This is a genomic window from Variovorax boronicumulans, assembly GCF_040544675.1.
GTDB lineage: Bacteria > Pseudomonadota > Gammaproteobacteria > Burkholderiales > Burkholderiaceae_C > Variovorax > Variovorax boronicumulans_D.
The window spans coordinates 196276-216665 of record NZ_JBEPKK010000004.1; the positions used below are offsets into that span (position 1 = coordinate 196276).

Consider the following 20390-nt stretch of genomic DNA (forward strand, 5'->3'; position numbering starts at 1 on the left):
GTAAAACGTAGCGATGAAAAAACGACGGCACGCGAGCACGCGCCGTCGTTGGAGCCTTATGGCTTAAGCAGCGGCCTTGGCTGCTGCAACTTGCGCGGCCACTTCGGCGGCGAAGTCGTCAACTTTCTTCTCGATGCCTTCGCCGACCACGTACAGGGTGAAGCCCTTGATCGAGGTGTCGGCGGCCTTGAGCATCTGCTCGACGGTCTGCTTGTCGTTCTTCACGAACGGCTGGTTGTGCAGCGAGACTTCCTTGAGGTACTTCTGCACGCCGCCTTCGATGCGCTTGGCAACGATGTCGGCAGGCTGCGGCTTCTTGCCTTCGGCTTCGGCCGTCTTGCGGTCTTCTTCGGCCTTGCCGGCAGCAACGGCGCGCTCTTTTTCGATCAGCTCGGCAGGCACGTCCGATGCCTGGATGGCGACCGGCTTCATGGCGGCGATGTGCATCGCGACGTCCTTGGCCGACGTGTCGTCGCCCTCGAACTCGACCATCACGCCGATGCGCGTGCCGTGCAGGTACGAGGCCAGCTTGCCATTGCCCGTGAAGTGCTTGAAGCGGCGGAAGCTCATGTTCTCGCCGATCTTGCCGATCAGGCCCTTGCGCACGTCTTCGAGCGTGGGGCCGAAGCCGTCTTGCTCGTAAGGCAGCGCGCCCAGCGCGGCGATGTCCGCGGGGTTGTTCTTGGCGACCAGCATCGCGGCAGCGTTGGCCAGGGCCAGGAAGCTGTCGTTCTTGGTGACGAAGTCGGTTTCGCAGTTGATTTCGATCATGCCGCCGGCAGCGCCGTCGACAAAAGCCGTGACCACGCCTTCGGCGGTGATGCGGCCCGATGCCTTGCCAGCCTTGTTGCCGAGCTTGATGCGCAGCAGCTCTTCGGCCTTTTCCATGTTGCCGTCGGCCTCGGTCAGGGCCTTCTTGCATTCCATCATCGGCGCGTCGGTCTTTGCGCGCAGTTCGCCGACCATGCTTGCGGTGATTGCAGCCATTGTTGTATCTCCGTAAATCCAAAAATCAGGTTAAAAAAAAGGGGCACCAAAGCCCCTTCTTCAGGCTCGCGAGCGCGCCGATCAGGCCGAAGCGCTTTCTTCGACTTCGACGAATTCGTCGGTGCTGCCTTCGGCGATGGCCTTGACCACGTCGCCGCCGGCGCTGTTGCGGCCTTCGATGATCGCGTCGGCGATGCCGCGGGCGTACAGCGTGACGGCCTTGGACGAGTCGTCGTTGCCAGGGATCACGTAGTCGATGCCTTCAGGCGAATGGTTGGAGTCGACCACGCCGATCAGCGGAATGCCGAGCTTCTTGGCTTCGGCAACGGCGATCTTGTGGAAGCCCACGTCGATCACAAAGATCGCGTCCGGCAGCGCAGCCATGTCCTGGATGCCGCCGATGTCCTTTTCGAGCTTCGCGATTTCGCGCGAGAACGTGAGTTGCTCTTTCTTGCTCAGGCTGTCGAGGCCGGCTTCCTGCTGGGCCTTCATATCCTTCAGACGCTTGATCGAGGTCTTGACGGTCTTGAAGTTGGTCAGCATGCCGCCGAGCCAGCGGGTGTCGACAAAAGGCACGCCGGCGCGACGGGCTTCTGCCGCGACGATTTCACGGGCCTGGCGCTTCGTGCCGACCATCAGGATCGTGCCGCGGTTGGCTGTGAGTTGCTTGGCGTACTTCATCGCGTCCTGGAACATCGGGAGCGACTTTTCCAGGTTGATGATGTGAATCTTGTTGCGATGGCCGAAGATGAACGGAGCCATCTTGGGGTTCCAGAAGCGGGTTTGGTGACCGAAATGGACACCGGCTTCCAGCATTTCGCGCATGGTTGTCGACATTAGAAATTACTCCAAAGGTTGGGTCTAAAATCCAGCCCGTTTTGCGCTCCTTTTCGAATGGAGTCACAACACCTTGATTGGGCCGGTTTGCGGATGTGTTTGACTGGATGCAACGGGAGCCGTTGCCTGACCAGCGAAACCCAAAGAGTATAGCACGGCCGCATCCCCGCTTTCCCTCTGAACCCGAGCCGTCCACGGCACCCCGCAGCCCCTCCATGAACGACCTTCACGCCGCCCGTCTCACCCTTCTGGCAGGTGGCAGCGATGCACGCACCGAAATGGAGCGGGCAATCGAAATTTCTCAATCTCCGGCTTGCGTGCACGCCTTCACTCGCACGATGTTCGACGAGGCCCGCCAGAAAGCCGCCGCATCGACACCCGACAGCCGGCTCGCGGGTCTGGCCTTCAGCGCCAAGGACCTCTTCGACATCCAAGGTCAGCCGACGCCCGCAGGCTCCGCCGTTTTGTCGCATGCCCCGGCCGCCAAGGCCGACGCCGTTGCGGTGGCGCGTCTTCGCGCCGCAGGCGGCGTGCTCACGGGGCGGACGAACATGACCGAGTTCGCCTTCTCGGGCGTGGGCGTCAATCCGCACCACGGAACGCCGGCCAACGTGAGCGACACGGTCACGCCGCGCATCCCGGGCGGCTCGTCTTCCGGCGCCGCGATCTCGGTGGCCAGCGGTGCGGCTTTCATCGGCCTGGGCTCCGACACCGGCGGCTCCATCCGCATACCGGCCGCGCTGAACGGCATCGTCGGCTTCAAGAGCACCGCTCGTCTGGTGCCTGCCGATGGCGCGCTGCCGCTCTCGACCACGCTGGACACCGTCTGCGCCATGACGCGCTCGGTGCGCGATGCGATCACCGCGCACGAGATCCTCGCGGCGCGCCGCGTGACCGCCGGCGCCGCCTCGCTGGCCGCATACAGCCTTGCCGTGGTGAGGAACGTCTTCTTCGACAACGTCGAGCCCGCCGTCGCCAGCGCCTTCGAACGCGCGCTGAAAGCGCTCCGCGCCGCGGGTGCCCGCATCGAAGAGATCGAGCTGCCAGAGTTGGCCGAGCTGCAGTCGATCAACGCCACAGGCGGTTTCTCCGCAGCCGAAGCCTACGCCTGGCATCGCTTGCTGCTGGAGCGCAGCGGCGCCGGCTACGACCCGCGCGTGGCCCAGCGCATCCTGCGTGGCGCGGGCATGAAGGCGCATGAATACATCGACCTGGTCAACGCCCGCCATGCCTGGATCGCTCGCGTCGAAACAGCCCTTTCGCCCTTCGACGCCGTGCTCTCGCCGACGGTGCCGATCACCGCGCCGTCCATCGCCAGCGTGGCGCCGGGCGCCGAGCGCGACGACGAATTCTTCCGCGTCAATGCGCTGCTGCTGCGCAACCCGTCGATCGTCAACATGCTCGACGGCTGCGCCATCTCCCTGCCCTGCCACGCCGCTGGCGAATTGCCGGTCGGCCTCATGCTGTGGCACGCCGCGCTGCATGATGACGCCGTGCTCGCCATCGCCCTGCAGGCGGAGCGCGCGCTGAAAAAATAACCGCTGACTGCCCGTCGCCTTTCCTGTCCACGGGCGCCAGCCGACTCTCTTACTCCATCCAACTCAATGAAAATCGCGATCGTGGGCGCCGGCATCATCGGCGTCACCACCGCCTGGGAACTGGTTTCCGACGGCCATGAAGTGACCGTGTTCGAGCGCCGCGGCGCCGCCGCGGAAGAAGCCAGCTTCGCCAACGCCGGCGTTGTGGCGCCGGGCTATGTCACGCCGTGGGCTGCGCCGGGCATGCGCATGAAGGTACTCCGCTCGCTGCTCTCCTCGCACGGCGCCATCAAGGTGCGGTGGCCGCTCAATTCGCGCGACATCGGCTGGATGGCGCGCTGGCAGAAGGCCTGCAAGCTGGAAACCTACCTTGCCAACCGCTCCCGCATGCAGCGCCTGGCCTTCTACAGCCGCACCCGGTTGCACGAGGTGACCGAGGCGCGCGAGCTCAGCTACGAGCGCAGCGACGGCTACCTGGTGCTGCTGCGCTCCAAGCGCGAGAAGAAGCTGATCCAGCCCGGCCTGGAGGTGTTGCGCAACGCCGGCAGCGTGTTTCGCGAGGTCGATGCCGACGAGGCCCGGCGCATCGAGCCGGCACTCAACGCCGACACGCCACTGGCAGGCGCGATCCACCTGCCGGAAGACGAAGTGGCCAACTGCCGCCAGTTCGCGCTGCTGCTCAAGTGGGAAGCCGAGTCCTTCGGTGCGCAGTTTCATTTCAACTGCGACATCGCACCGCTCAGCCGCGCGGCGCCCACCTCGGTGTCGCTCGCGAGTGGGTCGGATCCGCTGCGCTTCGATGCGGTGGTGGTGTGCGCCGGCCTGTCTTCGGCCACGTTGCTGCGGCCGCTGGGGCTGCGCATTCCGCTCGCGCCGGTCTATGGCCATTCGGTGAGCGCACCGGTGCGCGAACCGCTCAACGCACCCCGCAGCGCCGTGATGGACGAGCGCTACAAGGTTGCCATCTCCCGCCTGGGCCAGCGTGTGCGCGTGGCCGGCAGCGCCGAGATCGGCGGCTCGCTCGACACAATGAACCCGGCCGCGATCCAGACGCTGTACAAGGTGCTGCACGACTGGTTTCCGGGCGCGGCCACCCTGCAATCGGGTGTTCAGCAATGGAAGGGCGCGCGCCCGATGCTGCCGGACGGTCCGCCGGTGCTGGGCGCCAGCGGCATCCCGGGCGTGTGGCTCAACCTGGGCCATGGCTCCAGCGGCTGGGCGTTGTCGTGCGGCAGCGCACGCGTGCTGGGCGATCTGATCGGCGGACGCGATCCGGGCGTCGATCTTGAAGGGCTGGGCGTCGAACGGCTCAGTCTTTAGGCTCCGCCGCAGTCGCATTTCAGGACGCGGCAGCGTCCGCCGGCAAAACGACCCAGCGGACCACGCCGACACCTGCGACACAGGCCACGTCGCACAACACACCCATCGCTTGAGTTTCATCGGTCGATCACAGGGCGGCAAAATGGCCCGATGCAACGCATCACGTCCGCCACCGTCGCCAACCTGTTCGACATCGCGGCAACGCGCCGCATCGAGCAATCGGCGGCCTCCGCCCTGGCCGCCCACACGTTGATGCAACGCGCCGGTCTTGCCGTGGCGCGGCTCGCCATGGCCATCGCACCGCACGCGCGAACGATCTGGATCGCCTGCGGGCCGGGCAACAACGGCGGAGACGGCTTCGAAGCCGCGGCGCAGTTGCAGAACCGGGGCTTCGCGCCGGTCGTCACGTTCGTGGGCGATGAAAACCGCCTGCCGCCGGATGCGAAGGCATCGCTGCGCCGGGCTCGCGATGCCGGCGTGATCTTTGCGCCCCACCCGCCTGCTGACTTCGAATTGGCGATCGATGCGCTGCTCGGTATCGGATCAACCCGGCCGCCCGAAGGCGTCATGGCCGAATGGCTGCAGCGGATGCATGCGGCAGCGCGGCCCGTGCTCAGTGTCGACGTGCCTTCCGGACTGAATGCCGACACCGGCGCCCTGAGCGCAGCCGCACCCCATGCAGCCTCGTCCCGCTTCTGCATCACCTTCCTGACACTGAAGCCCGGCCTCTTCACGGGCCAAGGTCGCGATGCGGCGGGCACGGTCTGGTTCGACGACCTGGGGTGCGACGGCAACGCGGAACCGCCGACCGCACGCCTGATGGGCGCCCCGAAAGAGCGGACGCGCACGCACGCATCCCACAAAGGCAGCTACGGCGATGTCGCGGTGATCGGCGGCGCGCGCGGCATGGCGGGCGCCGCGCTGCTGGCCGGATCGGCGGCACTGCATGCGGGTGCCGGCCGCGTGTACGTCGGCCTGCTGGACCCGAGCGCAGCGCTCATCGACACCTCGCAGCCCGAGCTGATGCTGCGCGACGCCCAAGCAATCGACCTCTCAGGCATGAGTGTGGTGTGCGGTTGCGGCGGCGGTACGGAGGTGCGCGCAGCGCTGCCGCGCGTGCTGGCGACAGCGGCTGCATTGGTGCTCGATGCCGACGCCCTCAACGCCATTGCCACCGACAGCGCGCTGCAGACCCAGCTGGCATCACGCGCCCGGCGCGGGAAGCCGACGGTGATCACCCCACATCCCCTGGAAGCCGCGCGCCTGCTGGGGTGCACCGCCAGCGACATCCAGTCGGACAGATTGGCGGCAGCGCGCCAGCTCGCTTCGCGCTTCGGCGTTGTCGCGGTGCTCAAGGGATCGGGCACGGTGATCGCCGACGCCAACGGCACGCCGCCGGTCGTCAACACCACAGGCAATGCCCGCCTTGCAACCGCTGGCACCGGCGATGTGCTGGCCGGGATGATCGGCGCCGCGCTGGCAGCGCGCCAACCGGCTTTCGAAGCGGCATGCGAGGCCGCCTGGCGCCATGGCCGCATCGCCGACACCTGGCCGGCCGATGCGGCGCCGCTGACAGCCGGCACGCTGGCGCGTCGCGCGCCCTTCTGACAGCGTCCTAGCCGCGCCCGACGAAGGGCATCTTCGTCGCCATGATCGTGTGGAACAGCACATTGGCTTCCAGCGGCAGGTTCGCCATGTAGAGCACCGACTGGCCGACGATCTTCACGTCGATCAGCGGCTCGATCGCGAGTTCGCCATTGGCCTGCGGCACGCCCTTGGCCATGCGCGCAGCCAGCTCGGTCATTGCGTTGCCCACATCGACCTGGCCGACAGCGATGTCGTACTTGCGCCCATCGAGCGACGCGGTCTTGGTCAGCCCTTCGACCGCGTGCTTGGTCGCCGTGTAGGCCATCGAGTTCGGACGCGGTGCCGTCGCCGAGATGGAGCCGTTGTTGATGATGCGCCCACCCATCGGCGTCTGCGCCTTCATCGTGCGAAACGCCTGCTGGATGCAGAAGAACATGCCGGTCAGGTTGATGTCGACCACGCCCTGCCACTGCTCAGGCGTCCAGTCCTCGAACGCGCCCGGCGGGTTGCCCACGCCGGCGTTGTTGAACAGCAGGTCGACGCGGCCATAGCGCTCCACGGTGGCGGCGAACAGCGCCTGCACCGAGTCGGCGTTGGCCACGTCGGTTGGCACCGCAAAAGCGCGCGCACCCGCGCCCGATTCTTCGGCCACCTGCTCGAGCGGCTCCAGGCGGCGCCCTGCCAGGACCACGCTCCAGTCGTCGCCCAGCAGCGCCAGCGCGGCGGCCCGGCCGATGCCGGAACCCGCGCCCGTGACGATGGCGATGCGGCCCTTGTTGTTGTTTTCAACGCTCATGCTCGATGTCTCCTTCTGGTCATGCCTGTCTTATGCCTGTTTTATGCCTGTCTTATGGGGGTGATGGCTGGTCATCCACGGCGGGGCTTGCGCCCCTTCATCTTGTTGGCGGCCTTCTTGACCGCCGACTTGAAAGCCTGCATGGCCGACTGTGGCCCGACGGCCACCGCGACCGCGCCGCGGTCTACCCGCTGCTCGCTGACCGCCTCGGCCTTGTGGCGCGAACCGCGCTTGGCCGACGCCTTGACCGGGACTCCGGATGCGCCCTTGTCCTTCATGGCCCGTGCCGTCAGGTCTTCGCCTTCGCGCACAAGGCGGAAGTCGATCTTGCGGCCGTCCAGGTCGACGCGGCTCACCTGCACCCGCACCCGCGTGCCGATCGCATAGCGGATGCCGGTGCGCTCGCCGCGCAGTTCCTGGCGCATTTCGTCGAACTTGAAGTATTCGCCGCCGAGTTCGGTGATGTGCACCAGGCCTTCGACGTACATCGCGTCGAGCGTGACGAAGATGCCGAAGGTCGTGGCCGCCGTGACCACGCCGCCGTATTCCTCGCCCAGGTGCTCGCGCATGTACTTGCACTTGAGCCAGGCCTCGACATCGCGGCTGGCTTCGTCGGCGCGGCGCTCGTTGGCGCTGCAATGCAGGCCCGCGGCCTCCCAGGCCAGCACTTCCTTGCTGGGCGCGATGGTCGCCTTCTGCGGCTTGGTCGTCGGCGCCTTCACGCGCGATGCGAGACGCTTGGCCAGCTTGGCATGCGCCTCGCCAGGCGTCGGCAGCATCGGCAGCTGGTAGCGCGTTTTCGTCAGGATCGCCTTGATCACGCGGTGCACCAGCAGGTCGGGATAGCGCCGGATCGGGCTGGTGAAATGCGTGTACGCCTCGTAGGCCAGACCGAAGTGGCCGCTGTTGAACGGCGTGTAGATCGCCTGCTGCATCGAGCGCAGCAGCATGGTGTGGATCTGCTGCGCGTCGGGGCGCTCCTTGGTGGCTTCGGCGATGGCCTGAAACTCACCGGGCTTGGGATCGTCGGTGATGCTCAGGCCGACGCCCATGGCCTTGAGGTAGCCGCGCAGGATTTCCTTCTTCTCGGGCGTCGGGCCTTCATGCACGCGGAAAAGGCCGGGGTGCTTGCCTTCGGCGATGAAGTCGGCGCTGCAGACGTTGGCGGCCAGCATCGCCTCTTCGATGATCTTGTGCGCCTCGTTGCGCGTGCGCGGCACGATCTTCTCGATGCGGCCGGCGTCGTCGCAGACGATCTGGGTCTCGGTGGTTTCGAAGTCGACCGCGCCGCGCTTGGCGCGCTGCTTGAGCAGGGCCTTGTAGACGTCGGCGAGGTTCAGCAGGTCCTTGACGCGGTCCTTGCGCTTGGCGGCTTCGGGGCCGCGCGTGTTGCCCAGGATCGCGGCCACCTCGGTGTACGTGAAGCGCGCATGGCTGAACATCACGGCCGGGTAGAACTGGTAGGCGTAGATCTCGCCGTCTGCAGCCACGAGCATGTCGCAGACCATGCAGAGGCGCTCGACCTCGGGATTCAGCGAGCACAGGCCATTCGAGAGCTTCTCGGGCAGCATCGGAATGACGCGGCGCGGAAAGTACACGCTGGTGGCGCGGTCGTAGGCGTCGATGTCGATCGACGAGCCGGTCTGCACATAGGCGCTGACGTCCGCAATGGCAACCAGCAGTCGCCAGCCCTTGCCGCGGCCCACCTTCGCAGGCTCGCAGTAGACGGCGTCGTCGAAATCGCGGGCGTCTTCGCCGTCGATGGTGACGAGCGGAACGTCGGTCAAGTCGATCCGGCCCTTCTTGTCGGCGGGGCGAACCTTCTCGGGCAATGCCTTGGCCTCGGCCAGGCACTCCGCCGAAAACTCATGGGGCACGCCGTACTTGCGCACGGCAATTTCGATCTCCATGCCGGGGTCGTCGATCTCGCCCAGCACTTCTCTCACGCGGCCCACGGGCTGGCCGAACAATGCCGGCGGCTCCGTGAGTTGCACGACGACCACCTGCCCCACCTTGGCGGGACCGGTCGCGCCCTTGGGAATCAGGACGTCCTGACCGTAGCGCTTGTCTTCGGGGGCAACGAGCCAGATACCGCCTTCGTGCAGCAGGCGGCCGATGATCGGCTGCTCGGGGCGCTCGACGATCTCGACGACGCGTCCCTCGGGGCGACCGCGACGGTCCTGGCGCACGACGCGCGCCTTGACCCGGTCCTTGTGCAGCACCGCGCGCATTTCGTTCGGGGGCAAGTAGATATCTGCTTCGCCGTCATCGCGTTGCACGAAACCGTGACCATCGCGATGCCCTTGAACAGTGCCTTCGAATTCGTCCAGCAAGCCGCTGGAAGTGACATTATTTTTGATATGATCTCCTTCTTTCCTGAAATTCAAAACGTACTTGCTTTTGCAGGTATGTGGGCCCAGATGGCGGAATTGGTAGACGCACTAGTTTCAGGTACTAGCGAGTAACATCGTGGAGGTTCGAGTCCTCTTCTGGGCACCAAGTTTAAACAGACCCTCATCGGGTCTTTCGATTCAAGCCACCGGCCTCCGGTGGCTTTTTTCTTGCCTGTTCGAATCGGCAACGAACGGCCCACGCAGCAACCGGCAACGCTGAACGATCGCATGGCGAACGCAAAATTGCGGCATCCGATTTGGTATACTCGTTGGCTTTCCTGAAAAGCACCGCATAACTGCTTCGGCAGGTATGAGGCCCAGATGGCGGAATTGGTAGACGCACTAGTTTCAGGTACTAGCGAGTAACATCGTGGAGGTTCGAGTCCTCTTCTGGGCACCAAGTTTAAATAGACCCCTACCAGGTCTTTCGATTGAAGCCACCGGCCTCCGGTGGCTTTTTTCTTGCCTGTTCGAATCATCAAACCGGCAATGCGATCAGGTCATGACCCTCGGCGCCCACGATGCGCGCGCGGGTGAACTCACCGACCTTCAGCGTCTTGCTGATCTTCTCGGGCGGCAGCAGCCGCACGGTGCCGTCGATCTCCGGGGCATCGGCGTAGGTGCGCCCCACCCCGCCCTTGCGGCCCATGCCGGGCGCCGAATCCACCAGCACCTGCATCGTGGCGCCGATGCGCTTTTGCAGTTTGGCGATCGACACGGCCTCGGCCACTTCCATGAAACGGGCTCGTCGCGCTTCGCGTTCCGGCTCGGGCAGCATGCCGGGAATGTCGTTGGCGGTGGCGCCTTCGACCGGGCTGTAGGCAAAGCAACCGGCACGGTCGATCTCGGCCTCGCGAATGAAGTCGAGCAGATGCTCGAACTCCTGCTCCGTCTCGCCGGGAAAGCCGGCAATGAAGGTGCTGCGAATCACCAGTTCCGGGCAGGTCTCGCGCCAACGTGCGATGCGCTCCAGGTTTTTCTCGCCGCTGGCCGGGCGTTTCATGCGCTTGAGCACATCGGGGTGGCTGTGCTGCAGCGGCACGTCCAGGTACGGCAGCACCTGGCCGCTCGCCATCAACGGAATGATCTCGTCGACGCTCGGGTACGGGTACACATAGTGCAGCCGAACCCAGGCGCCGTAGGGCTCGGCAATTTCGCCGAGCGTACGCACCAGCTCGAGCATCCGGGTCTTGACCGGCTTGCCGTCCCAGAAACCGGTGCGGTATTTCACGTCGACGCCATAGGCAGAGGTGTCCTGGCTGATCACCAGCAATTCCTTCACGCCGCCTTCGAACAGCGCCTTGGCTTCGCCGAGCACATCGCCGATCGGGCGCGACACGAGGTCGCCGCGCATCGAAGGAATGATGCAGAAGGTGCAACGGTGGTTGCAGCCTTCGCTGATCTTCAGGTACGCATAGTGGCGCGGCGTCAGCTTCAGGCCGGCGATGCCGAACGCATTCGGCACCAGGTCGATGAAAGGATCGTGCGGCTTGGGCAGGTTGGCGTGGACCGCATCCATCACCTCCTGCGTGGCATGCGGACCGGTGACGGCAAGCACACTCGGGTGCATCTGGCGCACCAGGTTGCCGCCCTGGTCGCCGGTCTTGGCGCCCAGGCAACCGGTGACGATCACACGGCCGTTCTCGGCCAGCGCCTCACCGATGGTGTCCAGGCTCTCCTTGACGGCATCGTCGATGAAGCCGCAGGTATTGACGATCACCAGATCGGCACCTTCGAAAGTCTTGGAGGTTTCGTAGCCCTCGGCACTCAGGCGGGTCAGGATCAGTTCGGAATCTGTAAGGGCCTTGGGGCATCCAAGGCTCACGAAGCCGACCTTGGGGGCGGTCGACTTGGCTGTTCGTTCGGGGGAGGCAACTTCGCTCATAGGCCTCTATTGTCCCAGCTATCGGAGACAGTCGGGCAACCATTGGGCAACCGCCGCGTTTGGCCGCGGGACAAGCACCGGCAAACGATAGCGCCGCACTCAGGGGCGCTTGATGCCAAAGGCCCCCAATACCTGCTCGGTGTTCTTCTGCATCTGCTCCTGCATCTGCAGAAAGACATTCTTGGATTGTTCGACGTAGTTCCCCATAAGGCCCTGGAGCATCGGCGACTGCATGGTCATGAATTTCGCCCACATCTCGGGCGTCAGGCCTTCGGCCTTGTCGGCCAACTGGGCCTGCACTTCCGTCATGGCCTGGATGTTCTTCTCGAGATACGGCCCCATGTAGCCCTGCATCGCCTGACCGTAAAAACGGATGATGTTGCCCAGCACCTGCTCGGTGAACATCGGCGCGCCGCCTGCTTCCTCTTCCAGAATGATCTGCAGAAGAATGCTGCGGGTGAGGTCGTCGCCGGTCTTGGCATCGCGCACCACGAACTGGGCATTCTGGATGACCAGTTGCTTCACTTCGGCCAGCGTGATGTAGGTGGATGTCTCCGTGTCGTAGAGCCTTCGGTTGGGGTACTTCTTGATCACGCGCTGTACCGGCTTGACCCCGGACTTCTTGCTCTGCACTGCGGACTCCTTCACATGGACGCCCATGTCATCGGATGATTCTAGAGAGCGGTTTTGCTGCATTGCGACAAGGTTTACCCTGACCGTGCGCGGCAGTTTCAATCCAGCGATGTCGCGTACTCGGCGCTGCACGCATGGCAGGTTGCGGTTTCGGGGCGTTCTTCGGTCGCCTCGCGAAAACGCAGCGGACTCTTGTGCCCGTAGACCACCCAGCAACGCGGGCAGTGCTCCTGCCCCGCCGTCGGCAGATAGGCGCGGGCACGCTGCTCGGCGCGCTCTTCGGTCACCGGCACGCCTTGTTGCAGGGCGCGCGCCACTTCGCGTGCCACCGCTGTGTCGGTGCGGCCGCTGGCGTGATCGTTGATGCCGTAGACCGCGCGCGCAAACTCCAACGGAGCTTGCCGCAGCAATGCGGCGACGCGCATATCGGCCTGAGCTCGATCAACGAGCGTTGATCGCGTATTCATCGGATCGCTGGTCAAGAAATTGGATTGGGATTGCAGAACGACCAAGGTAGCACAACAGCATGTGCCACGGACGTTGACTGCATCAATACAAGGGACGAATGAGACACCGGGGAACCCGGTGAAAGCTCTGTTCAACAGACCCGGTGGTTGGCCGGAAGTTGAACAGAAATTGGTAGGCGCGATTGGACTCGAACCAACGACCCCCACCATGTCAAGGTGGTGCTCTAACCAGCTGAGCTACGCGCCTAAGGATGTGTCCGAGAAGCAGCTATTGTAGCAGGAGAAAACACGCTTTTCAGCGGCGGCGCGCAGATCGCACACCAACAACTGCCGTGACGATGCCAAGGACCTGCGTGAGCCGTGCGGCGTCGGCGATTTCCACGGTGAACGTCATCCACGCCGTGCCCTTGACCGACTGCGTCTGCACGCCGATCACGTTCATCTTTTCTCGCGCGAACACATCAGAGATATCGCGCAGCAGGCCTTGCCGGTCAGCAGCTTCGACAGCCACATCGACGGCGTATACCGGCGTATCGCCGCCCTTCTTTGCCGCGCCCCATTCGACATCGATGACCCGCTCGCCGTCCCGCGAGGCCATCGTGCGGAAGTTGCTGCAATCGCTGCGGTGCACGCTCACGCCATGGCCGCGCGTTACGAAGCCGCGAATGGCATCGGGCGGCGCGGGCTTGCAGCACTTGGCGAGCTGCGTCATCAACGAAGACACGCCCACCACCAGCACGCCGCCCTTGCCCGACTTCTCGCTGCCGCGCGCCTTCTTAATCAACACACCGTCGTCAGGACCCGGCGCGGGCTCGGGCGGACGCAGCAGCGTCTCGATATTGCGCAGCGAGAACTCGTCCTTGCCCACCACTTCGAACAGATGGTCCGCTGACTTGAAGCCGAGTTGCGAAGCCAGGTCTTCGAGGCGCATGGCCGTCTTGCCTTCGCGCTGCAGCAGTTTCTCGACCGCCTCGCGGCCGCGCGCCACTGTTTCGTGCGTGATCTGCGCGTTGAACCATGCACGCACCTTGGCGCGCGCACGGTGGCTGGCCAGGTAGCCGAGTTCGGCATTGAGCCAGTCGCGCGACGGGCCGCCCTCCTTGGCCGCGATGATCTCGACTGTCTGCCCGTTCGACAGCGGCGTGTTGAGCGGCACCATTGCGCCATCGACGCGCGCGCCGCGGCAGCGATGGCCCAGCGTGGTGTGCACCGTGTAGGCAAAGTCCACCGGCGTCGCGCCCTGCGGCAACTCGACGATGGCTGCATCGGGCGTCAACACATAAATGCGGTCGTCGAAGAGGCCCTGCCCCTGCAGGCCGCCCGACAGGTCGCGCTCCCATGCCAGCAGTTGGCGAAGCACGGCGATCTTGGCGTCGTACTCGCCGCTCGCCCAGACGCCCGCATAGCCCTTGTGTCCGGCTTCCTTGTAGGCCCAATGCGCCGCCACGCCGTGCTCGGCATGGTCGTGCATTTCCTCGGTGCGTATCTGGATCTCGATCGGCTTGCCCGGCTTGCCGTCCACCAACTCGCGCACGACTGTGTGCAGCGACTGATAACCGTTCGGCTTGGGCCGCGCGATGTAGTCGTCGAACTCCTCGTCGATCGGCTGGAAATGGCTGTGCACCCAGGCCAGCGCCGCATAGCAGTCCTTGACGTCGGCCACCACCACGCGCAGCGCGAGGATGTCGAAGACCTGCGCAAAGTCCAGCGACTTGCCGCGCATCTTCTTGACGATGCTGTAGATGTTCTTCGGGCGCCCCTGCACGACGGCATGCACGCCTTCGGCCTGCAACTCGCGCTCGAGCTCGGAGCGCAACTGCTCGATGTGGCCCTCGCGCTCGACGCGCTTCTCGTCGAGGAGGCGCGCAATCAGCTTGTAGGTCTCGGGCTCGATGAAGCGGAACGAAAGATCTTCGATCTCCCACTTCACCTGCCAGATGCCGAGGCGATTGGCCAGCGGCGCAAACACCTGCAGCGATTCGCGCGCCACGCTCTCGGGCGCGGGTTGCTTGCTGGCTGCGGCATGGCGCAGCGTCTGCAGACGCGATGCGAGCCGCAGCATCACCACGCGCAGGTCGCGCGAGAACGCGAGCAGCATCTTGCGCACGTTCTCGGTCTGCGCACCCGCGCCTTCGCCATGGTGGCCCTGCGACGCCGAGCGGGCCTGCTCCTGCACGCGCACCAGCTTCGTGGTTTCGACAGCGAGCGCGGCGAAGTTGTCGCCGAACACCTTGGCGATCACTTCCTGCGGGCGGTTGAGGTGCTGGCAGGAATAGACCAGGTAGCTCGCCGCCTGCATCGCCTCGGAGCCGCCCATCTTGGCAACGATGGCGGCCACCGCATCGGCATGCGCCAGCGTGTTCTCGCCGGTGTCGAGTTTTTCATCGGCGATCAGCGGCTCTGCGAACGCACGGGCACGCGCAAGCATGTTCTCGATGACCGGCGTACGGTCGGCCGTTGCGGCGGACAACGGATAGTCGACCACGCCCATGTCGGACAGGGGCGCCGTCTGCAGACTCGAGGACTCGCGCTTCACGCTTTGCTACCCGCTCAATCGAACAGAAAGGAGGTGACCACGGCAACCTGCGCGGGATCGACAAAAGTCGGCGCGTGGCCCACTCCCTCGAACTCGATCAGCGTCGCCTTCGGGCCGCGCTCGGTCATGGCCAGGGCCGTGCCGCGAGACAGCAGGTCGGACTCGGCGCCCCGCGTCACCAGGGTGCGTGCGCCGATGGCGTCGTACAGGCTCCACATGATCGCGCCGCCCTGTGCCGCCGCCTCGGGCGTGATGGCGCGCAGCGCCACGGCAATGGCCGGGTCGTAGTGAAGCATCCAAGAATCCGAGGCGTCGTCGGCACCGGCTTCGACCTTGGCGGCACCGTCGGCCGTTCGCTGAGAGGCCGGCACCACCATGTGCCGCGACAGTGCCAGCCATTGCGCCGGCGTGTGCGGCCCGAAGGTGGTGGACAGCGCCCACATGGCGTCGGCCGCTTCCTGCACGCTGCCGTAGCGGCCGCCCTGCCCCACATAGGCCGCGATCCGCTGCAAAGCGACCGGCTCGATCGTCGGGCCCACATCGTTCGCGATGAAGCGGCGCACCGGTCGCGGCAGCGGCAGCTCCTTGTGGCCCGCCAGCACGAAGCCGATGAGTCCGCCCATGCTGGTGCCGAAGTAATCCAGCGTGTCGATGGCCTGCTCGCGCTGCAGTTGCGCCATCAGCGCGACCATGTCGGCGGCATAGACGGGCACTTGATAGAAAGCCGGGTCGCGAAGCCAGTCGCTGCGCCCGCGTCCCACGACATCCGGACAGACCACCCGCACGTTACCGCCCGCGCGCGCCACGATGGCCTCGGCCAGCGCGTCGAAGTCGCGCCCTTGCCGTGTGAGTCCGTGCACGCAGATCACGACATGCGCACTGCGCGCATCGCCCCATTGCCAATAAGCCATGCGATGGCCGCCCTGGGCGTCATCGCATGCCACGTGATGCAGCGTCGGTTCGGTCATGAAAACGGGGGGCGTCCTGGTGCGGATAATGGTCTCGTTGCATCCTAATTCATCCGGAGATTGATCTACATGCTCAAAGGCAAAACCGCGCTTGTCACGGGGTCCACCAGCGGCATTGGCTTTGCCATTGCCCAAGCGCTCGCGCAACAAGGCGCTCACATCGTGCTCAACGGCTTCGGCGATTCCCAAACGCCCAAGGCCGCTATCGAAGCGCTCGGCGTGCGTGCCGAGTACCACGGCGCCGACATGAGCAAGCCCGCCGAAATCGAAGACATGATGAAGTTCGCCGCGTCGAAGTTCGGCCGCGTCGACATCCTCGTGAACAACGCCGGCATCCAGCATGTCGCCAAGGTGGAAGACTTTCCGGTCGAACGTTGGGACGCGATCATCGCGATCAACCTCACCAGCGCATTCCATACGACGCGCCTGGCGATTCCGGCGATGCGAGAGGCCAATTGGGGCCGCGTCATCAATGTCGCATCGGCTCACGGGCTGGTCGCCTCGGCACAAAAGTCGGCCTACGTGGCGGCAAAGCACGGCATCGTCGGATTCACCAAGTCGGTGGCGCTGGAGACCGCGACCACGGGCATCACCAGCAATGCGATCTGCCCCGGCTGGGTGCTGACGCAGCTGGTGCAAAAGCAGATCGACGACCGCGCGGCGCGCGAAGGCCTCTCGGCCACGCAGGCGCAGAACGAGCTGCTGGGGGAAAAGCAGCCTTCGCTGCAATTCACGACGGTCGAGCAGCTGGGCGGCCTTGCGGTCTTCCTGTGCTCGCCGGCGGCCGACCAGGTGCGCGGCGTGGCCTGGCAAATGGACGGCGGCTGGACCGCTCAATAACCAGGCCTCCCGGCTTTTCTTTCATACCGCTTCGCGGCATGCAATTCGCCACCTCCCATGGAGGCGGCGCGGGCCGCCCTACTTGAGCTGCACCGATCCCGACACGCTCACGACCACACTGGTCTTGCCGGCTTCGACCGGCACAGCCGAATCCGCCGAGTACGACTTGGCCTGCACGGCCATCATGCGCGGGCGAATCGGGCCGCTGTCGTTCGCGTTCACCGACACCTCGCGCAGCGTGTAGCCGCTGAAGCCGAAGCCCTTGGCCAGCTCGTTGGCCTTCTGCTTGAAGCTCTCGATCGCGATGTTCTGCGCCTCGACCTCGGTCTTGGCGCGCTGCTCGCGGCTGAGGCCAAAGCCGACGTTGCCCACGCTGAGCGTGCTGATGCGGCCGGCCGTCTGCGTGATGCGCGGAAAGTCGCGGCCCTCGAGCACCAGCTCGGTCGAGCCCTGCCAGCCGTTGATCTTGCCGTCCTTGGTGTAGCGCGGCGAAAGGCTGAAGTTGCCGGTGCGCACGTCCAACTGGCCCGGCTGCGCATTCTTCTTGGCTTCGACAAGCGCGGCGTCCAATGCGGCCTTGAGCTGCGTCTGCACGGTGACCGCATCGGTCGCGTCGCGCGTGGTCACGAGCGTCATGCTCAGCATGTCCTGCTGGACTTCAACGGTCCCCGAGGCCATGAGCTGCAGCACGTTCTGCGGTGCAGGGGTGACCACGGTTTGGGCGGATGCAACGCCGGCGGCAACCATGACGGCGCACACGGCGAGCAGTTGGATGGATTTTTTCAAGACAGGAGACTCCCAGGTTGATGCGAGAAAACACCCGCACCCACGCCTTCAAGGGCGTTGGCTGCGCGGCGCGGTCAGCGAACGGGCGGCGCGGGCATCGGTGCCGGCGCGATTCGCTCGGCTGGCTGCGATTCTGCCGAATTCGAAAGCGCGCCCATGCGGGGGGGTGTCCATTGGCCTCGCACCTGCTGCCGGAGTTCGAACAACTCTTCTGCCGTCAGACGTCGGCCAGCGGCGGCCTCCTCGCGACGGACTTCCTCGCGCTTGGCCGCGCGGTGCGCGGCCACCGCCTCGCGCACTTCACTTCGGCGGACCTCGCCGATCCTCAGGAAACCACCCGACACAGCCCAGCTCGGGCTGCAGGTGCACGCAATCAACAATGGCAACGCAAGAAAGTGAGATCTCATTGAGCATTTGTCATAAGGCCCGGGAACTTTGCCACCTCCGCGCTAACGCTGGATGACCAGAGGGCGTGCTTCCGCAAGTTTTGTAACTTAGTGTCAAACCATCGGCAAATCCGGCTCTGTGGGCAGCTAACGCCTTCAGAATCAGCGCTGTTACAAATTCAACGTTGTAGAAATGACTCAAGTTCCCGCTCGCACTGACAAGATCGTGATCGTCGATGACGACGCCCGCATCCGTGATCTCCTTCGCCGTTACCTGACCCAGGAAGGCTTCGAAGTGATCGTGGCCGAGGACGGCAAGGCGCTCAACCGCATCCTGTTGCGCGACACGGTCGACCTGATCGTGCTCGACCTGATGATGCCCGGCGAAGACGGCCTCTCGGTCTGCCGCCGACTGCGTGCCGCCAACGACCGTACGCCGATCATCATGCTCACCGCCAAGGGTGAAGACGTGGATCGCATCGTCGGCCTCGAAGTCGGCGCCGACGACTACCTCGGCAAGCCCTTCAACCCCCGCGAACTGCTGGCCCGCGTGCACGCCGTGCTGCGCCGCCGTCCGCCGCTGGAAGCGCCCGGCGCGCCCTCCACCGAGAACGAGACCGTCACCTTCGGCCCCTTCGCGTTCGACCTCGGCTCGCGCACGCTGAAGAAGGACGGCGAAGAACTTTCGCTGACCACCGGCGAGTTCGCGATGCTGAAGGCGCTGGTGCGCCACCCCCGCCAGCCGCTGTCGCGCGAAAAGCTCGCCCAGCTGGCCCGCGGCCGCGAGTTCGAACCCTTCGACCGCAGCCTGGACGTGCAGATCTCGCGCCTGCGCAAGCTGGTCGAGTCCGACGCCGCGGCGCCGCGCTACATCCAGACCGTCTGGGGCGTGGGCTACGTGTTCGTGCCGGACGGCACGGCCTGAGCCGACGCTGAAAGGTGGCCATCGGCCAACCCGCCAGACACGGCCAGGCGCAGGAGGACGGCGCACAGGTCACGATGCCGAGCCCGCTGGAGGCCAGCGCGGCGCGTGACCGCCGCCCCGGCCTCAAACTGGGCTTCAGCCTTTTCTGGCGCACCTTCTTCCTGCTCGCGCTGCTGCTGATCGGCTGTACGGTCGCCTGGCTGCAGACTTTCCGCTCGCTCGAATACGAGCCACGCGCCATCCAAACCGCCCACCAGATCGCCTCGCTCGTGAACCTCACGCGCGCGGCGCTGGTGTATTCGGACGCCATCACCCGGGTGTCGCTGATCAAGACGCTGGCCGACCAGGAGGGCGTGCGCATCCTGCCGCGCGAGCCCAACGACCGCTTCCAGCCCTACACCAGCGGCGCGCTCGATCAACGCGTGACCGAGGAGCTGATCGACCAGCTCGGCGAAGGCACCACGGTGGCCAGCCGCGTCAACGACGAGGCGGGCCTCTGGATCGGCTTCACCATCGAGAGCGACACCTACTGGCTGCTGCTCGACCCGACGCGCTTCAGCCGCGTGGGCGGCCGCACCTGGCTGGTGTGGCTCAGCACCGCCATGGCGCTCTCTCTGGCGGGCGCGGCGCTGATCACGCGGCTCATCAACCTGCCGCTCAAGCAGCTGTCGCGTGCCACCATGCAGGTGCGCGAAGGCGAATACGAGGCGCACCGGCTCGACGAGCGCGCCCGCACCAACGAGATCCGCGCGGTCAACATCGGCTTCAACCGCATGGCGGACCAGCTTGCCAAGATCGAGCAGGACCGCGCCATCATGCTGGCCGGCATCTCGCACGACCTGCGCACGCCGCTCGCGCGCCTTCGACTCGAAACCGAGATGAGCGTGGCCGACGAAGATGCCCGCGACCACATGGCCGCCGACATCGCCCAGCTCGACGCCATCATCGACAAGTTCCTCGACTACGCCCGGCCCGACCATGTCGACCCACGGCCCGTGCTGCTGCGCGACGTGGTCGATGCCTGCACCTACGCCGTGCAGGACTACGAAGAGATGAGCATCAAGGTTGAGGTTCCTCCCGACCTGCGGGTGCTGGGCGACGAGGTCGAGCTCACGCGCGTGATCTCCAACCTGGTCGAGAACGCGCGGCGCTACGGCAAGACACCGTCCACCGGCGTGGCGGACGTCACGATCCAGGCGCAGGCGAACAACGATGCGGTGCTGATCAAGGTGCGCGACCATGGCGCGGGCGTCGAACCCGCCCTGCTCTCGCAGCTGACCAAGCCTTTTTTCCGCGGCGACGCGGCGCGCACCTCGGCGGCGGGCGCGGGCCTGGGCCTTTCGATCGTGGCGAAGAACATCGAGCGCATGGGTGGCACCTTCGCGCTCACCAGCACGCCGGGGCGCGGGCTCGCGGCCCACATCCGCATGCCGCGCGCCATGCCGACGCCCAAGCCGGGAGAGATTCCGGGCAAGAAGCCCGGCTGATCAATCGGGAAGGAAGCCG

General features: G+C 65.4%; 17 protein-coding genes and 3 tRNA genes. 9 read left to right on the forward strand and 11 right to left on the reverse strand.

The features are described from left to right. Positions 1-63: 63 nt before the first annotated feature. Together tsf and rpsB are read right to left on the reverse strand one after the other, a co-directional pair. A complete protein-coding gene (gene tsf / locus ABIC90_RS09550) occupies positions 64-987 on the reverse strand; it encodes a translation elongation factor Ts (RefSeq protein ID WP_354353857.1) in 924 nt (307 codons plus the stop codon). Positions 988-1068: 81 nt separating this feature from the next. Further along, positions 1069-1824: a 30S ribosomal protein S2 gene (gene rpsB, locus ABIC90_RS09555; RefSeq protein WP_280806975.1), complete on the reverse strand. Its 756-nt coding sequence runs from the start codon at positions 1822-1824 to the stop codon at positions 1069-1071. Positions 1825-2039: 215 nt separating this feature from the next. Here rpsB and ABIC90_RS09560 point away from each other — a divergent pair, with 215 nt between their 5' ends. From ABIC90_RS09560 to ABIC90_RS09570, 3 genes are all read left to right on the forward strand, one after another. Next, entirely contained in the window at positions 2040-3362 is a 1323-nt protein-coding gene (locus tag ABIC90_RS09560) for an amidase (protein ID WP_354353858.1), read from the forward strand. Positions 3363-3428: 66 nt separating this feature from the next. Continuing rightward, entirely contained in the window at positions 3429-4682 is a 1254-nt protein-coding gene (locus ABIC90_RS09565) for a D-amino acid dehydrogenase (protein ID WP_354353859.1), read from the forward strand. Positions 4683-4832: 150 nt separating this feature from the next. Next, on the forward strand, positions 4833-6290 hold the full coding sequence (locus ABIC90_RS09570; protein ID WP_354353860.1) for an NAD(P)H-hydrate dehydratase: 1458 nt from the start codon (positions 4833-4835) through the stop codon (positions 6288-6290). A 7-nt stretch (positions 6291-6297) separates the two neighbouring features. Here the strand turns inward: ABIC90_RS09570 and ABIC90_RS09575 are convergent, their stop codons facing one another. After that, positions 6298-7065, reverse strand: coding sequence for an SDR family oxidoreductase (locus ABIC90_RS09575; RefSeq protein ID WP_354353861.1), 768 nt, complete (start codon positions 7063-7065; stop codon positions 6298-6300). Positions 7066-7136: 71 nt separating this feature from the next. Further along, a complete protein-coding gene (gene rnr, locus ABIC90_RS09580; RefSeq protein WP_436318185.1) occupies positions 7137-9398 on the reverse strand; it encodes a ribonuclease R in 2262 nt (753 codons plus the stop codon). Positions 9399-9479: 81 nt separating this feature from the next. Here rnr and ABIC90_RS09585 point away from each other — a divergent pair. Together ABIC90_RS09585 and ABIC90_RS09590 are read left to right on the forward strand one after the other, a co-directional pair. Continuing rightward, positions 9480-9564: transfer RNA gene (locus ABIC90_RS09585), tRNA-Leu, on the forward strand. 209 nt (positions 9565-9773) lie between these two features. Continuing rightward, positions 9774-9858 (forward strand) — tRNA-Leu (locus tag ABIC90_RS09590). A 78-nt stretch (positions 9859-9936) separates the two neighbouring features. On the opposite strand, the gene rimO is transcribed toward ABIC90_RS09590, so the two are convergent. From rimO to ABIC90_RS09620, 6 genes are all read right to left on the reverse strand, one after another. After that, positions 9937-11343 (reverse strand): 30S ribosomal protein S12 methylthiotransferase RimO, encoded by a 1407-nt coding sequence (gene rimO, locus ABIC90_RS09595; protein WP_354353862.1) that lies wholly within the window; start codon positions 11341-11343, stop codon positions 9937-9939. 99 nt (positions 11344-11442) lie between these two features. Next, positions 11443-12003, reverse strand: coding sequence for a polyhydroxyalkanoate synthesis repressor PhaR (gene phaR, locus ABIC90_RS09600; RefSeq protein ID WP_354354090.1), 561 nt, complete (start codon positions 12001-12003; stop codon positions 11443-11445). Positions 12004-12074: 71 nt separating this feature from the next. Next, positions 12075-12458, reverse strand: a complete 384-nt coding sequence (locus tag ABIC90_RS09605; protein WP_354353864.1) for a hypothetical protein — start codon at positions 12456-12458, stop codon at positions 12075-12077. A gap of 155 nt (positions 12459-12613) precedes the next feature. Beyond that, positions 12614-12690: transfer RNA gene (locus ABIC90_RS09610), tRNA-Val, on the reverse strand. A gap of 48 nt (positions 12691-12738) precedes the next feature. Next, a complete protein-coding gene (locus tag ABIC90_RS09615) occupies positions 12739-14934 on the reverse strand; it encodes a RelA/SpoT family protein (protein WP_436318194.1) in 2196 nt (731 codons plus the stop codon). 59 nt (positions 14935-14993) lie between these two features. After that, positions 14994-15947 (reverse strand): alpha/beta fold hydrolase, encoded by a 954-nt coding sequence (locus ABIC90_RS09620; RefSeq protein WP_354353866.1) that lies wholly within the window; start codon positions 15945-15947, stop codon positions 14994-14996. Positions 15948-16016: 69 nt separating this feature from the next. Here ABIC90_RS09620 and ABIC90_RS09625 point away from each other — a divergent pair, with 69 nt between their 5' ends. After that, positions 16017-16787, forward strand: coding sequence for a 3-hydroxybutyrate dehydrogenase (locus ABIC90_RS09625; protein ID WP_354353867.1), 771 nt, complete (start codon positions 16017-16019; stop codon positions 16785-16787). A 78-nt stretch (positions 16788-16865) separates the two neighbouring features. On the opposite strand, the gene ABIC90_RS09630 is transcribed toward ABIC90_RS09625, so the two are convergent. Next, positions 16866-17573: an SIMPL domain-containing protein gene (locus ABIC90_RS09630; RefSeq protein WP_436318186.1), complete on the reverse strand. Its 708-nt coding sequence runs from the start codon at positions 17571-17573 to the stop codon at positions 16866-16868. Positions 17574-17593: 20 nt separating this feature from the next. Between ABIC90_RS09630 and ABIC90_RS09635 the strand changes: the two genes are divergently transcribed. The 3 genes from ABIC90_RS09635 to ABIC90_RS09645 all read left to right on the forward strand — a co-directional run bounded on the left by ABIC90_RS09635 (position 17594) and on the right by ABIC90_RS09645 (position 20371). Next, complete coding sequence (locus ABIC90_RS09635; protein ID WP_354353868.1) at positions 17594-17983, forward strand: hypothetical protein; 390 nt, start codon at positions 17594-17596, stop codon at positions 17981-17983. A gap of 169 nt (positions 17984-18152) precedes the next feature. Next, positions 18153-18884, forward strand: a complete 732-nt coding sequence (ompR, locus tag ABIC90_RS09640) for an osmolarity response regulator transcription factor OmpR (RefSeq protein WP_007837017.1) — start codon at positions 18153-18155, stop codon at positions 18882-18884. 74 nt (positions 18885-18958) lie between these two features. After that, positions 18959-20371 (forward strand): sensor histidine kinase, encoded by a 1413-nt coding sequence (locus ABIC90_RS09645; RefSeq protein ID WP_354354092.1) that lies wholly within the window; start codon positions 18959-18961, stop codon positions 20369-20371. Positions 20372-20390: the final 19 nt, after the last annotated feature.